Here is a 15120-nt window from a genome sequence, read left to right as displayed (position 1 = left end):
TTCATAATAAAAACACCCCAAAAGTTAGATTTTTTCTGTCTAACTTTTGGGGTGCAGTTCAAAGTTGAGCGCTTTTTTGATAGTTTAAGTTACACAAACTGTGCAGATTCTTCTATAAAAAATTTATCTTAATTTCTTTCATTCAAAAGCTTGTCCAATAGTAAATCCTTTCTGACACTGTCAACGATTCTATAATTAGCTTGCCATAGTGTTTTGCTTTTTCCAACTTGTTGAGGGTTAGTATCTGTGTCGAAAGTATTTTGTACCAGTCTTGTTCCAGCGATGTTCCATACATCTTTAGGATCGAATTCCCAACTGATTTTTCCGTCGGACTCTCTAAGTAATGCTCTAAAGGCACCGAAAATAGGCATCAAAAAACCAGTAGAGATATTGTAATTGATAGATTGTTCAGTGAAGTCGGTATAATAACTTCCAGATCCCTCAACTCCACGAATTCTTCCGAATGCTGCATTCTTTCCTTCAGAATTTTTGTATTCTTGGTATTTGTTAGGAAGTTCCTTTTGAATTAGCTCATAAAGATCAACTAGGTCAGGGAGAAAAGGTGCTAATTTTTCATAGATATTATTGTCTGTTCCGAATTCCTTTTGATAATCTTTGAATACTGCTTGTTTTCCAGAATATGCAGATACTGGTGCAGTACTATCGTCTGGAAAACGTTTAATATTGAAAGTAAACATCAAACGAATTAATTCAGAAATTGGAATTCTTTTATTATCGTTATCTTTATAAGCAATTTCTGAGGCGTATTGTTCATTTAACAACGAGTCTTTAATTAGATCAAACTTATCATCTAGTTCAAATAATGCGATATCACTAACTTGAGCAGAAGTGTTTCGTGCATCGGCTATACGTGACACGGTCAATTGTTCACCGACAATAATTTCAAGTTTGACAAACTTATCTAATCCGGAGTGAATTTGATCTCTATTATCTATAATCGCTTTGTATGTATGACCACCATCCAGAATTCCGTAATTTTGAGGGTCATCTCCTAAATCTAAAGATACTAAATTTTGATTGGGTGTGAATTTGAATCGTTTAGCAACAATTACTATTCCTCGATTATTGATGTCGAAATCAGTATCAGGCGATTTGACAGCGTTAATTAACGATTTGGCAACCGCTGTAGTCATTTTAGGTTGTCTTGGATTGACTTCCATCGGTAAGTTGGAAGGGAGATCTCTAAAGTTGAGATATACAAAATAAGTAGTGACACCTTTTTGTGAAGGGGATTCGATAGTTCGAACAGCGCTAGCTTTAAAATTAAATGTTGAGCTCATAGTAAGCCTCCTAAAAATTTATTCAGCAAGTTGATTTTTCAATTGCTATACTAGTATTATATCTTTTTTAAAAAAAGAAACAATGAACCTAGGTTCTGTTTATGTTATAATAAAAATATGACTTTGAGAAAAAATGAAACACAACACAGAGAAATAGGAAATTTAATAAGAAAACATAGAGCGAGTTTAACAGACTTACCAAAATCTAGACAGGGATTTATAGATGATCGAAGCCAAAAATTTTTTGATTGTGATGATTGGATTAGTGAAAAGACGCTATGTAACTACGAAAATGGTAAAAATATTCCATCGTTAGAAAATATTCGTAACTTATCTATTGCTTTAGAAATTGATGAGCTTGAATTTGTTAAAGAAATATTGGACTTACTTTAATCAATTTCTATTTGAACTTAGATTTCCAAAACCAGTCTATATTAAGAATTTAATTTATAAGCATATTCTATCGAAGCTGCTGATAAATACGGCTTGACCATGGTCTTCACAGGCGTGAGACATTTTAGACATTAAGAACGTTAAAGGGAAGAAAACAGTTTCTTTCCTTTTTTTGCTTTAAAAGCGAAACGAAACAAGATTAAAACGAACGTTTATGGTATAATATTAGTAAATAATTCGCAAAAGAGGTTGAAAGATGAAGCTGTTAGTTGTCGGTTCGGGTGGTCGTGAACATGCCATTGCTAAGAAGTTGCTTGAGTCAAAAGAGGTAGAAAAGGTTTTTGTTGCTCCTGGAAATGATGGGATGACTCTGGATGGTCTGGAATTGGTAAATATCTCTATTTCCGAACATTTTAAATTGATTGACTTTGCAAAGGCCAACGATATTGCTTGGTCATTTATCGGGCCAGATGACGCCCTTGCGGCTGGTATCGTGGATGATTTCCATGCAGCTGGTCTCAAAGCCTTTGGTCCGACTAAGGCTGCGGCTGAACTTGAGTGGTCTAAGGATTTTGCCAAGGAAATCATGGTTAAATACGGCGTTCCGACAGCAGCCTATGGCACATTCTCAGATTTCGAGGAAGCTAAGGCCTATATCGAAAAGCAGGGTGCGCCTATCGTAGTCAAGGCGGATGGCTTGGCGCTTGGGAAGGGTGTCGTCGTTGCTGAGACAGTCGAGCAAGCGGTCGAAGCCGCTCATGAGATGCTTTTGGACAATAAATTTGGTGACTCAGGTGCGCGTGTGGTTATTGAGGAATTCCTTGAAGGAGAGGAATTTTCACTCTTTGCCTTTGTCAATGGTGATAAGTTCTACATCATGCCAACGGCTCAGGACCACAAACGTGCCTACGATGGCGACAAAGGGCCTAACACGGGAGGTATGGGTGCCTATGCGCCAGTTCCACACTTACCACAGAGTGTGGTTGATACAGCGGTTGACACCATTGTCAAGCCAGTCCTTGATGGCATGATTAAAGAAGGGCGCCCTTATCTGGGTATCCTTTACGCAGGACTTATCTTGACAGCTGATGGACCTAAGGTCATCGAGTTTAATGCTCGCTTCGGAGATCCAGAAACTCAGATTATCTTGCCTCGTCTGACCTCTGATTTTGCCCAAAATATTACGGATATCCTCGATGGCAAGGAGCCAAACATCACCTGGACGGACAAGGGTGTGACGCTTGGTGTAGTTGTCGCATCAAACGGTTACCCGCTAGAATATGAAAAGGGTGTTGCATTACCGGCAAAAACCGAGGGAGATATCATCACCTACTATGCAGGGGCTAAGTTTTCGGAAAATAGTAGAGCGCTGCTATCAAACGGCGGACGTGTCTATATGCTCGTCACCACAGCAGCCACCGTCAAAGAAGCCCAGGACACCATCTACCAAGAATTCGCCCAACAAAAAACAGAAGGCCTCTTCTACCGAACAGATATCGGAAGTAAAGCTATTCGATAAAGGTATAAGAAAAAAGCGATGCAGTCGTCAAGTACGTTAATAGTCGTTTGATTTGCGAGCGTTAGCGAGCTAATATAGAACAATCACCGCTGTTGTGCAAGAACGATTGAATGACAATACAATCGTTCAGGGAAATTGGAAGACCTTGGGCTTCCGATTTAGGCATGAGACACCTTTGGTGGCTGCTGCCGTCCCTCACAACCTAAGGTGATTGAAAAAAGAAAGGAAAGAAAAGGAAAATCATGACCAAACCAATTATTTCCATCATCATGGGCTCAAAATCCGACTGGGCAACCATGAAAAAAACAGCAGAAGTCCTAGACCGCTTCGGTGTAGCCTACGAGAAGAAGGTTGTCTCTGCCCATCGCACACCTGATCTCATGTTCAAGCATGCCGAAGAAGCGCGTAGTCGTGGTATCAAGATCATCATCGCAGGTGCAGGTGGCGCAGCTCATTTGCCAGGGATGGTCGCAGCTAAAACAACCCTTCCAGTCATTGGTGTGCCCGTAAAATCGCGTGCCCTTAGTGGTGTGGACTCGCTTTACTCTATCGTACAGATGCCGGGTGGCGTACCTGTTGCGACAATGGCTATCGGTGAAGCAGGAGCGACAAACGCTGCCCTCTTTGCCCTTCGTCTCCTTTCAGCAGAAGATCAGGCTATCGCGACAGCTTTGGCAGATTTTGCAGAAGAACAAGGAAAAATCGCAGAGGAGTCGACAAATGAGCTCATCTAAAACAATCGGAATTATCGGTGGCGGCCAGCTGGGTCAAATGATGGCCATTTCTGCTATCTACATGGGCCACAAGGTTATCGCGCTGGATCCTGCTGCAGATTGCCCGGCCTCTCGCGTGGCGGAAATCATCGTGGCTCCTTATAACGATGTGGATGCTCTTCGTCAGTTGGCGGAGCGCTGTGATGTTCTTACCTATGAATTTGAAAATGTCGACGCCGATGGTTTGGATGCTGTCATCAAGGATGGACAACTCCCTCAAGGGACAGACCTGCTTCGCATTTCCCAAAATCGGATTTTTGAAAAGGACTTTCTCTCAAATAAGGCTCAAGTCACTGTAGCACCCTACAAGGTTGTGAATTCTAGCCAAGACTTGGCGGAGATTGATCTGTCCAAAAACTATGTCCTCAAGACTGCGACTGGTGGCTACGATGGGCATGGGCAAAAGGTCATTCGCTCAGAAGCAGACTTGGAAGAAGCCTATGAACTAGCAGATTCAGCTGACTGTGTCTTGGAAGAATTTGTTAATTTTGACCTTGAAATTTCTGTTATCGTCTCAGGAAATAGCAAGGATGTGACAGTCTTCCCAGTTCAGGAAAATGTCCACCGTAACAACATTCTATCTAAGACCATTGTGCCAGCTCGCATTTCTGAGAGTTTAGCAGACAAGGCCAAAGCTATGGCAGTGAGAATCGCTGAGCAACTCAACTTGTCTGGAACACTTTGTGTGGAAATGTTTGCGACAGCTGATGACATCATTGTCAACGAGATTGCCCCGCGTCCACACAATTCAGGACACTACTCAATCGAAGCCTGTGACTTCTCTCAGTTTGATGCCCATATTCTAGGTGTTCTCGGAGCACCATTGCCAGCCATCAAACTACATGCCCCAGCCGTCATGCTCAATGTTCTCGGCCAGCATGTCGAGGCTGCTGAGCAATATGTGACAGAAAATCCAAGCGCCCACCTCCACATGTATGGTAAAATAGAAGCGAAGCACAACCGCAAGATGGGACATGTGACTTTGTTTAGTGATGAATCAGATAGTGTGGATGAGTTAGGGAAAGGGATTGATTTTTAGGACAAGTCTATGATACAAATAATCGTTAACGCTTTTGTTGAAAAGGATAAGACTGGAGCAGTTGTCGAAGTCTTGTTTGCTAGCAGTGATCACGAAAAGGTAAAGGCTAAATATGAAAAGCTAGTTGCTCTATATCCTGAAAACTATTTAGCAATTTATGATTTACCATTGGATACCGATCTCAATGAATTACTACACTATCCATCTGTGTTTATTGGAAAAGAGGAGTTTGAGTAGAAATCTTGGTTTACCTAGATAGCTTATTCCCAACAGCTTAAGAAGAAAGGAAAAATGAACAACATGATTAACCGTTACTCTCGCCCTGAGATGGCGAATATTTGGAGTGAAGAAAATAAATACCGTGCTTGGCTTGAGGTGGAAATCTTGGCTGACGAGGCATGGGCTGAGTTGGGGGAAATCCCTAAGGAAGATGTAGCTTTGATTCGTGAAAAAGCGGACTTTGACATCGACCGTATTTTGGAGATTGAGCAGGAGACGCGTCACGATGTGGTGGCTTTCACGCGTGCAGTTTCTGAGACGCTTGGTGAAGAGCGTAAGTGGGTCCACTATGGTTTGACTTCTACCGACGTGGTGGATACGGCCTACGGTTATCTTTACAAGCAGGCCAACGACATCATCCGTCGTGACCTTGAAAACTTCACTAACATCATCGCTGATAAGGCTAAGGAGCACAAGTTTACCATCATGATGGGACGTACCCACGGTGTGCACGCTGAACCTACAACCTTTGGTCTGAAATTGGCGACTTGGTATAGCGAAATGAAGCGCAACATCGAGCGTTTCGAGCATGCGGCTGCTGGAGTGGAAGCTGGTAAGATTTCTGGTGCGGTTGGTAACTTTGCAAATATCCCACCATTTGTTGAAAAATATGTCTGCGATAAGCTGGGTATCCGTGCTCAAGAAATCTCTACACAGGTGCTTCCTCGTGACCTTCACGCTGAGTACTTTGCAGTTCTTGCCAGCATCGCAACTTCTATCGAGCGTATGGCGACTGAGATTCGTGGATTGCAAAAATCAGAACAACGCGAAGTGGAAGAATTCTTTGCCAAAGGGCAAAAAGGCTCATCTGCAATGCCTCACAAACGCAACCCTATCGGTTCTGAGAACATGACAGGTCTTGCGCGTGTTATCCGTGGTCACATGGTGACAGCCTATGAAAACGTCGCTCTCTGGCATGAACGTGACATTTCACACTCATCAGCTGAGCGCATCATCACACCAGATACGACTATTTTGATTGACTATATGCTCAACCGTTTCGGAAACATCGTTAAGAACTTGACAGTTTTCCCAGAAAATATGATCCGCAACATGAACTCGACATTTGGCTTGATTTTCAGCCAACGTGCTATGTTGACCTTGATTGAAAAAGGCATGACCCGTGAGCAAGCCTATGACTTGGTGCAACCAAAAACGGCTTACTCTTGGGACAACCAAGTAGATTTCAAACCACTTCTTGAAGCAGATCCAGAAGTAACATCACGACTCACACAAGAAGAAATTGACGAAATCTTTAACCCTCTTTACTACACCAAACGAGTAGATGATATCTTTGAACGTCTTGGTTTAGGATAATTAGAATAAAAATCGAATTTCTATTACTCTATTTGTAGGAGTAGAAGAACTTCGATTTTTATTTTGTTTCAAGTACTTTTGATAAAAATTACCTATATTTTAGTAAAATTTAAACAAATTTAGTCTATCTTAATTTACATATAGAAAATACATTTTTAATGTCATATAATAAACATAGAAAAAGCCCAAGCAAGGCTTAGGCTTTCTTCTTAGTGATCACGGTCACATGAAATGAATTTGATTTTGTAGTAATCCGCTCGTTTATATGTTTCGCTGTATGCGAGAACTTGACCAGTGGACTCTAGTTTAGTAGTCTTGGTTTGTAAAACGGTTGGGAATTGTTCATCGACTCCGAGGACCGAAGCCGCATGTTCTGGAGTTGGAAATGCTATTTCATTGATTTCTTCAAAATGTTCATCATTCATGTGAATGTGGTAATCCAATTTGAAACGGTTATAGATAGAGCTATAATATTCAAGATTTGGATAATTTGCGTTGACGTATTGTTCTGGGATGTAAGATGTATGGTAGATGTACACAACACCACCTGTTTCGCGTACGCGTTCAATCTTGTAGTAGAACTGATCTCCGCGTAGTCCAAGTTTTTCTAAGTAGCCTAGTTTGTTTCCACGCTCAATAGAAAGGACGGTAACTTTATCATCTTTAGTTTCAAAAACTTCTACATCTGAAAACTCTACGAGTTTGTGTTTACGTGCGCGTGAAACGAATGTACCCTTTCCTTGTTGACGGACAATATAGCCATCCTTGGCAAGGTCGTTTAAGGCGCGGACAACTGTGATAGAACTCACATCATACATTGCAATCAATTCAGCTTCAGTATAGAATTTATCTCCACTGGCAAATTGACCAGAAATGATTTTGTTCTTTAACTCATCTTTAATATATTGATACTTTGGAATTGCCATATTTTCACCTCGATTTTCCTTCTCCGTTAAAGATTTTACCATAAAACTGGAAAGAATAGTAGCCTTTTGAATAAAAAAATTAGAATAATAGGCTATAAGGTTAATTTACATAGGAATAAATAGAAAAATCTACATTTTTATACATGGTACTAAAATGTTGTTATGCCTATAGATTACAAGATTTTTATAAGTTTTTTGTGTAAAATTTAGTGAAAAATGAAAAAAATTGTGAAAACCTATTGACAAATGTAAGATATTGAGTTATATTTACTATATCAACAAATGAAAGCGTAAACTTTAGTTGTCAGAAGGTAAGAATATGACACGATTTGAGATACGAGATGATTTTTATCTCGATGGAAAATCATTTAAGATTTTATCTGGCGCCATTCATTATTTTAGGGTTCCTCCAGAAGATTGGTATCATTCGCTCTATAACTTGAAGGCTCTTGGTTTTAATACAGTAGAGACTTATGTGGCTTGGAATTTACATGAGCCTCGTGAGGGTGAGTTTCACTTTGAAGGAGCTCTGGATTTGGAGCGATTTCTCCAAACAGCACAAGATTTGGGTCTCTACGCAATTGTGCGTCCGTCTCCCTTTATCTGTGCGGAATGGGAATTCGGTGGTTTACCAGCTTGGCTTTTAACCAAAGATATGAGGCTTCGTTCCTCAGATCCTGCTTATATTGAAGCTGTCGGTCGCTACTATGACCAGCTCTTGTCACGATTGGTTCCACATTTGTTGGACAAGGGTGGCAATATCCTCATGATGCAGGTTGAAAATGAGTATGGTTCTTATGGAGAAGATAAGGCTTATCTGAGAGCAATTCGACAGTTGATGGAAGAGCGTGGCGTAACCTGTCCTCTCTTTACCTCAGATGGTCCATGGAGAGCTACTCTGAAAGCTGGAACCTTAATCGAAGATGACCTCTTTGTAACAGGAAACTTTGGTTCTAAAGCTCCGTACAACTTTTCACAGATGCAGGAATTCTTTGATGAACATGGCAAGAAATGGCCGCTCATGTGTATGGAGTTCTGGGATGGATGGTTCAATCGTTGGAAAGAGCCGATTATCACACGGGATCCGAAAGAGTTGGCAGATGCAGTTCGAGAGGTTTTGGAACAAGGCTCTATCAATCTCTACATGTTCCATGGTGGTACAAACTTTGGTTTCATGAATGGTTGCTCAGCTCGAGGGACTTTGGACCTGCCACAAGTTACATCTTATGATTACGATGCCCTTCTGGATGAAGAAGGAAATCCAACTGCCAAATATTTGGCAGTCAAGAAGATGATGGCAACACATTTCCCAGAGTATCCCCAGTTGGAACCACTCTACAAAGAGAGTATGGAGTTGGATGCTATTCCATTGGTTGAAAAAGTTTCCTTGTTTGAAAACTTGGATAGCTTGTCCAGTCCTGTAGAAAGTCTCTATCCTAAAAAGATGGAGGAGTTGGGACAAAGTTATGGCTACCTACTTTATCGAACAGAAACAAACTGGGATGCAGAAGAAGAAAGACTTCGTATCATTGATGGTCGAGATAGGGCCCAGCTTTATGTCGATGGTCAGTGGGTTGAAACCCAATATCAGACAGAGATTGGGGAAGATATTTTTTATCAAGGCGAAAAGAAAGCGCTGTCTAGATTGGATATCTTGGTAGAAAATATGGGGCGTGTTAACTATGGACATAAGTTCTTAGCAGATACGCAACGTAAGGGAATTCGGACAGGGGTTTGTAAGGATTTGCACTTCTTACTGAACTGGAAACACTATCCACTCCCACTAGATAATCCTGAGAAAATTGATTTTTCAAAAGGATGGACAGAAGGACAACCAGCCTTTTACGCTTATGACTTTACAGTCGAGGAGCCGAAAGATACTTACCTAGACTTGTCTGAGTTTGGTAAGGGGGTTGCCTTTGTCAATGGGCAGCATCTAGGACGTTTTTGGAACGTTGGCCCAACACTCTCGCTTTATATTCCGCATAGCTATCTCAAGGAAGGTGCCAACCGCATCATTATCTTTGAAACAGAAGGTGAATATAAAGAAGAAATTTATTTAACTCGTAAACCTACACTAAAACATATAAAGGGGGAAAACTTATGACAATTGTAGGATGCCGTATCGATGGACGTTTGATCCACGGACAAGTAGCCAATCTTTGGGCTGGAAAACTAAATGTTTCACGTATTATGGTTGTAGATGACGAAGTTGTCAACAACGACGTTGAAAAGAGTGGTTTGAAACTCGCGACACCACCAGGTGTGAAATTGAGTATTTTGCCAATTGAAAAAGCGGCAGCCAATATTCTTGCTGGTAAATATGATAGCCAACGTCTCTTTATCGTGGCTCGTAAACCAGACCGCTTCCTTGGTTTGGTAGAAGCAGGTGTACCACTTGAAACCCTTAATGTTGGGAATATGTCTCAAACACCAGAAACTCGCCCCATCACACGTTCTATCAACGTAGTGGACAAGGATGTGGAAGATTTCCATAAACTGGCAGAAAAAGGTGTTAAACTTACTGCTCAAATGGTTCCAAATGATCCAATTTCAGACTTTTTGAGCTTATTAAAATAGGAAAAAATTTTTAGGAGGTCATTGTTATGATACAATGGTGGCAAATTTTACTTCTCACTTTGTACTCAGCTTATCAAATCTGTGATGAGTTGACGATCGTTTCATCTGCAGGTTCCCCTGTATTTGCTGGTTTCATTACTGGTTTAATTATGGGAGATGTGACTACTGGTCTGCTTATCGGTGGTAACTTGCAACTGTTCGTTCTTGGGGTTGGTACCTTCGGTGGTGCTTCTCGTATCGACGCAACTTCTGGTGCGGTTCTTGCGACAGCCTTCTCTGTTTCACAAGGAATTGATGCATCACTGGCGATTACAACAATCGCTGTGCCAGTAGCAGCTCTCTTGACTTACTTCGACGTTCTTGGACGTATGACAACTACTTTCTTCGCTCACCGTGTGGATGCTGCAATCGAACGCTTTGACTATAAAGGTATTGAACGCAACTACTTGCTTGGTGCGATTCCTTGGGCTCTATCTCGTGCCCTTCCAGTCTTCTTTGCCCTTGCTTTTGGTGGTGCCTTCGTACAATCAGTGGTAGACTTCGTTGAAGCCTACAAATGGGTTGCAGATGGCTTGACACTTGCAGGACGTATGCTTCCAGGTCTTGGATTTGCAATCTTGCTTCGTTACCTTCCAGTTAAACGTAACCTTCACTACCTTGCTATGGGATTTGGTTTGACAGCTATGTTGACTGTTCTTTACTCATATGTAACAGGTCTTGGTGGCGCTGTTGCAGGTATTATCGGTACTCTACCTAAAGATGTTGCTGAAAAAATTGGTTTCGTGAACAACTTCAAAGGATTGTCTATGATTGGTATCTCTATCGTAGGTATCTTCTTAGCAGTGCTTCACTTCAAAAATAGCCAAAAAGTAGCTGTAGCAGCACCTTCTACACCATCAGAAAGTGGGGAAATCGAAGATGACGAATTCTAATTACAAACTTACAAAAGAAGATTTTAATCAAATCAACAAACGTAGCTTGTTTACTTTCCAATTGGGTTGGAACTATGAACGTATGCAAGCTTCTGGTTACCTTTACATGATCCTGCCTCAGTTGCGTAAAATGTATGGGGATGGCACTCCTGAATTGAAAGAAATGATGAAAGTTCATACTCAATTCTTCAATACTTCACCATTCTTCCACACTATTATCGCTGGTTTTGACCTTGCCATGGAAGAAAAAGATGGTGTGGGTGCAAAAGACGCCGTTAACGGTATCAAGACAGGTTTGATGGGACCATTCGCTCCTCTTGGAGATACAATCTTTGGTTCACTTGTACCTGCTATCATGGGGTCAGTCGCAGCAACTATGGCTATCGCTGGCCAACCTTGGGGTATCTTCCTTTGGATTGCAGTTGCAGTAGCTTATGACATCTTCCGTTGGAAACAGTTGGAATTTGCCTACAAAGAAGGGGTTAACCTTATCAACAACATGCAAAGTACATTGACAGCTTTGATTGACGCTGCATCTGTACTGGGTGTCTTCATGATGGGTGCTCTTGTAGCAACAATGATCAACTTTGAAATTTCTTACAAGTTGCCAATCGGTGAAAAGATGATTGATTTCCAAGACATCTTGAACCAAATCTTCCCACGTTTGCTTCCAGCAATCTTTACTGCCTTTATCTTCTGGTTGCTTGGTAAGAAAGGTATGACTTCTACTAAAGCTATCGGTATCATTATCGCTCTTGCAGTAGGTCTTTCTGCCTTTGGTAAATTTGTACTTGGAATGGGCGCATAATTTATGGCTAAATCATTAATTTTGGTGAGTCATGGTCGCTTCTGTGAAGAACTTAAAGGTAGCACTGAAATGATTATGGGGCCACAAGACAATATTTACACAGTAGCTCTTCTTCCAGAAGATGGGCCAGAAGAATTTACTGCAAAATTTGAAGCTGCTATTGAAGGTTTGGATGATTTCCTAGTCTTTGCGGATCTTCTCGGAGGAACACCATGTAACGTGGTAAGCCGTTTGATTATGGAAGATCGTGACATCGAACTTTACGCAGGGATGAATCTTCCAATGGTGATTGAATTTATCAATGCGAGCCTTACAGGCGCAGATGCGGACTATAAGAACCGTGCTGCAGAAAGCATTGTTAAGGTCAATGATTTATTAGCGGACTTCGATGATGACGAAGATGAATAATACTCTTCGAAAATCTCTTTAAACCATACTAGTGTCGCCTTGCCGTAGGTATATGTTACTGACTTCGTCAGTTCTATCTGAAACCTCAAAACAGTGTTTTGAGCTGACTTCGTCAGTTCTATCTACAACCTCAAAGCAGTGCTTTGAGCAGCCTGCGGCTAGTTTCCTAGTTTGCTCTTTGATTTTCATTGAGTATACGATGTGACAACGTGAAAATCGTTAGAGCATTTTATATAGAATATACATGGGAATGGGGCTTACTCCCATTCCCATATTTAATAGAAAAAGAGGAACTCAATGCTACATTATACAAAAGAAGACTTGCTCGAATTGGGTGCAGAAATCACTACACGTGAAATCTACCAACAGCCTGATGTATGGAAAGAAGCTTTTGAATCTTATCAAGCAAAACGTGAAGAAATTGCAGCCTTCCTACAAGGGATTGCTGATAAACATGACTATATCAAGGTTATCTTGACAGGTGCTGGGACTTCTGCTTATGTGGGAGATACCTTGGTACCTTACTTTAAGGAAGTCTATGACGAACGCAAATGGAATTTCAATGCTATTGCGACAACAGATATCGTTGCCAATCCAGAAACCTATTTGAAAAAAGATGTGGCGACTGTCCTTGTATCTTTTGCTCGTAGTGGGAACTCGCCTGAAAGTGTGGCGACTGTTGATTTGGCCAAAGCCTTGGTGAATGAGCTTTATCAAGTGACGATTACTTGCGCAGCAGATGGTAAATTGGCTCTTCAAGCTCATGGAGATGACCGCAATCTTTTGCTTTTGCAACCAGCTGCCTCTAATGACGCTGGATTTGCTATGACTTCTAGCTTTACGTCTATGATGTTAACAGCTCTCTTGGTCTTTGATCCTACAGAATTTGCTGTGAAAGCTGAACGTTTTGAAGTTGTGTCTAGTCTTGCACGTAAAGTTCTAGACAATGCAGAAGATGTCAAAGAACTTGTTGATTTAGACTTTAACCGAGTCATCTATCTAGGCGCTGGTCCTTTCTTTGGACTTGCTCATGAAGCTCAGCTCAAGATTTTGGAATTAACAGCTGGTCAAGTGGCGACCATGTATGAAAGTCCAGTTGGCTTCCGTCACGGTCCAAAATCTCTTATCAACGAAGATACAGTTGTTTTGGTCTTTGGTACAACAACAGACTACACTCGCAAGTACGACTTGGACTTGGTTCGTGAAGTTGCTGGTGACCAGATTGCTCGTCGTGTTGTGCTCTTGAGTGATCAAACCTTTGGCCTTGAAAATGTCAAAGAAGTGGCCCTTGGTTGTGGCGGTGTCTTGAATGATATTTACCGTATCTTCCCTTACATCGTTTATGCCCAACTCTTTGCCCTATTGACTTCACTCAAGGTAGAAAATAAACCTGATACACCGTCTCCTACAGGTACCGTAAACCGTGTGGTACAAGGTGTTATCATCCACGAATATCAAAAGTAAGACTCTTTGAAAATCTCTTTAAACCATACTAGTGTCGGCTTGCTGTAGGTATGGTTACTGACTTCGTCAGTTCTATCCACAACCTCAAAGCAATGCTTTGAGCAATGCGGATAGCTTCCTAGTTTGCTCTTTGATTTTCATTGAGTATAAGGCAATATCTATGAATTCTTGACAAGAGGATTTGTAAATTATCAGATAAACCATAGATTGTCAGTAGGCTTTCTATGGTTTGTTTGCTAGAGAGAAATAGTAAAAGGAGAACAGAATGAAAGCATACACAGAGCGTGTATTTGGAAATGTTGAGGGCAAGGATGTCTTGGCCTATCGCTTTGAGACGGACGGTGGCTACCAGCTTGAGGTTATGACTTATGGTGCGACTATCTTGCGCTATGTCACACCTGATAAGGCTGGAAATTTTGCCAATGTTATTTTGGGATTTGATGACTTTGATAGCTATGTAGGCAATAGTCCCAAGCATGGAGCTAGTGTAGGTCCTGTGGCAGGCCGTATTGCAGGTGCGACCTTTGAGCTCAATGGCAAGACTTATGACCTTGAGGTCAACAATGCTAGCAACTGTAACCACAGTGGTTCAACAGGTTGGGATTCGAGCTTGTTTGAACTAGTTGAAGTAAGCGACCATGGCTTGACCCTCTACACAGAGCGTACAGATGGGACAGGAGGATTTCCTGGGAATCTCAAGATTTGGATAAGTTACCACTTAGAAGAAACTGGTGCCTATGAAATCAGCTATAAGATAACGACCGATCAGGATACGCTGGTTAATCCAACCAATCACAGCTATTTCAACTTGTCTGGTGATTTCACGCAGACGATTGACCGTCATGTCTTCCAACTAAACACAGAGGGCATTTACCCAATCGCTCCTGACGGTGTTCCTGCCAAAACTTCAGATACTAGTCGTGATGTGGTCAAACACATCTACAATGGTGCCTTGTTGAAAGACATCTTTGCAGAAGAAGATGAGCAAATCCAACTGGTATCTGGTTTGGATCATCCATTCGCTCTTCCTGCAGGTCATGACAATGCTGGTTTCCTTTATGACCAAAACTCAGGTCGCTTCCTGCTCTTCAAGACAGAGGCTCCTTGTTTTGTAGTCTACACAGCAAACTTTGTGGATGAAAGTGTCATCATAGGAGGTCAGCCAATGGTACAGCACAATGGGATTGCTCTTGAAGCGCAGGCTTTACCAGATGCCATTCACAGCGACCTCAAAGACCAAGTCATTCTCAAAGCAGGTCAAACCTTTACAAGCAAGACACGTTATGAGCTTGTTGTGAAATAAAAGGATGGGAATTTCTACTTTTCGGGTCAATAGCATTTGTCTTATAACATTAGTAGAAATGGGCAAAGAGTAGGAAAA

At 41.5% G+C, this 15120-nt stretch carries 16 protein-coding genes and 1 pseudogene; 15 read left to right on the top strand and 2 right to left on the bottom strand.

What is annotated here, in order from left to right; translation table 11 throughout:
• Positions 1-128: 128 nt before the first annotated feature.
• Positions 129-1301 (bottom strand): AIPR family protein, encoded by a 1173-nt coding sequence (locus ADJ60_RS08500; RefSeq protein WP_049544564.1) that lies wholly within the window; start codon positions 1299-1301, stop codon positions 129-131.
• A 117-nt stretch (positions 1302-1418) separates the two neighbouring features.
• Between ADJ60_RS08500 and ADJ60_RS08495 the strand changes: the two genes are divergently transcribed.
• From ADJ60_RS08495 to purB, 8 genes and pseudogenes are all read left to right on the top strand, one after another.
• The gene (locus tag ADJ60_RS08495; RefSeq protein ID WP_033685261.1) at positions 1419-1694 is read left to right on the top strand and encodes a helix-turn-helix domain-containing protein; all 276 of its coding nucleotides are present in this window, start codon (positions 1419-1421) and stop codon (positions 1692-1694) included.
• 66 nt (positions 1695-1760) lie between these two features.
• Positions 1761-1829: pseudogene (locus tag ADJ60_RS11955) on the top strand (IMP cyclohydrolase); the annotation flags it as partial.
• A 121-nt stretch (positions 1830-1950) separates the two neighbouring features.
• A complete protein-coding gene (purD, locus tag ADJ60_RS08490; protein WP_000772239.1) occupies positions 1951-3213 on the top strand; it encodes a phosphoribosylamine--glycine ligase in 1263 nt (420 codons plus the stop codon).
• Positions 3214-3307: 94 nt separating this feature from the next.
• Positions 3308-3424, top strand: coding sequence for a phosphoribosylaminoimidazole carboxylase (locus ADJ60_RS11780; RefSeq protein WP_078228439.1), 117 nt, complete (start codon positions 3308-3310; stop codon positions 3422-3424).
• Positions 3425-3455: 31 nt separating this feature from the next.
• Positions 3456-3947: a 5-(carboxyamino)imidazole ribonucleotide mutase gene (purE, locus tag ADJ60_RS08485; protein ID WP_049515832.1), complete on the top strand. Its 492-nt coding sequence runs from the start codon at positions 3456-3458 to the stop codon at positions 3945-3947.
• Complete coding sequence (gene purK, locus ADJ60_RS08480) at positions 3934-5025, top strand: 5-(carboxyamino)imidazole ribonucleotide synthase (RefSeq protein WP_049515830.1); 1092 nt, start codon at positions 3934-3936, stop codon at positions 5023-5025. Before purE ends, purK begins: the two co-directional genes overlap by 14 nt.
• A gap of 9 nt (positions 5026-5034) precedes the next feature.
• Positions 5035-5262, top strand: coding sequence for a hypothetical protein (locus ADJ60_RS08475; protein WP_049515828.1), 228 nt, complete (start codon positions 5035-5037; stop codon positions 5260-5262).
• A 63-nt stretch (positions 5263-5325) separates the two neighbouring features.
• Positions 5326-6621, top strand: coding sequence for an adenylosuccinate lyase (gene purB, locus ADJ60_RS08470; protein ID WP_049544572.1), 1296 nt, complete (start codon positions 5326-5328; stop codon positions 6619-6621).
• Between the two features lie 209 nt (positions 6622-6830).
• Here the strand turns inward: purB and ADJ60_RS08465 are convergent, their stop codons facing one another.
• Complete coding sequence (locus ADJ60_RS08465) at positions 6831-7547, bottom strand: GntR family transcriptional regulator (protein ID WP_049544571.1); 717 nt, start codon at positions 7545-7547, stop codon at positions 6831-6833.
• A 319-nt stretch (positions 7548-7866) separates the two neighbouring features.
• Between ADJ60_RS08465 and ADJ60_RS08460 the strand changes: the two genes are divergently transcribed.
• From ADJ60_RS08460 to ADJ60_RS08420, 7 genes are all read left to right on the top strand, one after another.
• On the top strand, positions 7867-9654 hold the full coding sequence (locus tag ADJ60_RS08460; RefSeq protein ID WP_049544563.1) for a glycoside hydrolase family 35 protein: 1788 nt from the start codon (positions 7867-7869) through the stop codon (positions 9652-9654).
• Positions 9651-10127: a PTS sugar transporter subunit IIB gene (locus ADJ60_RS08455; protein ID WP_000156972.1), complete on the top strand. Its 477-nt coding sequence runs from the start codon at positions 9651-9653 to the stop codon at positions 10125-10127. The genes ADJ60_RS08460 and ADJ60_RS08455 overlap by 4 nt, the downstream gene beginning before the upstream one ends.
• 26 nt (positions 10128-10153) lie before the next feature.
• Positions 10154-11059 carry a PTS mannose/fructose/sorbose/N-acetylgalactosamine transporter subunit IIC gene (locus ADJ60_RS08450; protein WP_000617009.1) on the top strand — a complete coding sequence of 302 codons (906 nt, stop codon included), beginning with the start codon at positions 10154-10156 and terminating at the stop codon, positions 11057-11059.
• Positions 11046-11867, top strand: a complete 822-nt coding sequence (locus ADJ60_RS08445) for a PTS system mannose/fructose/sorbose family transporter subunit IID (RefSeq protein WP_049544562.1) — start codon at positions 11046-11048, stop codon at positions 11865-11867. Before ADJ60_RS08450 ends, ADJ60_RS08445 begins: the two co-directional genes overlap by 14 nt.
• 3 nt (positions 11868-11870) lie before the next feature.
• Positions 11871-12275, top strand: coding sequence for a PTS sugar transporter subunit IIA (locus ADJ60_RS08440; protein ID WP_080983374.1), 405 nt, complete (start codon positions 11871-11873; stop codon positions 12273-12275).
• A gap of 297 nt (positions 12276-12572) precedes the next feature.
• On the top strand, positions 12573-13739 hold the full coding sequence (locus ADJ60_RS08430; protein ID WP_049544560.1) for an SIS domain-containing protein: 1167 nt from the start codon (positions 12573-12575) through the stop codon (positions 13737-13739).
• 265 nt (positions 13740-14004) lie between these two features.
• Positions 14005-15042 carry an aldose epimerase family protein gene (locus ADJ60_RS08420; RefSeq protein ID WP_049544559.1) on the top strand — a complete coding sequence of 346 codons (1038 nt, stop codon included), beginning with the start codon at positions 14005-14007 and terminating at the stop codon, positions 15040-15042.
• Positions 15043-15120 lie beyond the last annotated feature (78 nt).

Source organism: Streptococcus pseudopneumoniae, from assembly GCF_001076775.1.
Taxonomy (GTDB): domain Bacteria; phylum Bacillota; class Bacilli; order Lactobacillales; family Streptococcaceae; genus Streptococcus; species Streptococcus pseudopneumoniae_G.
This window is presented reverse-complemented; position numbering and strand designations above follow the sequence as displayed.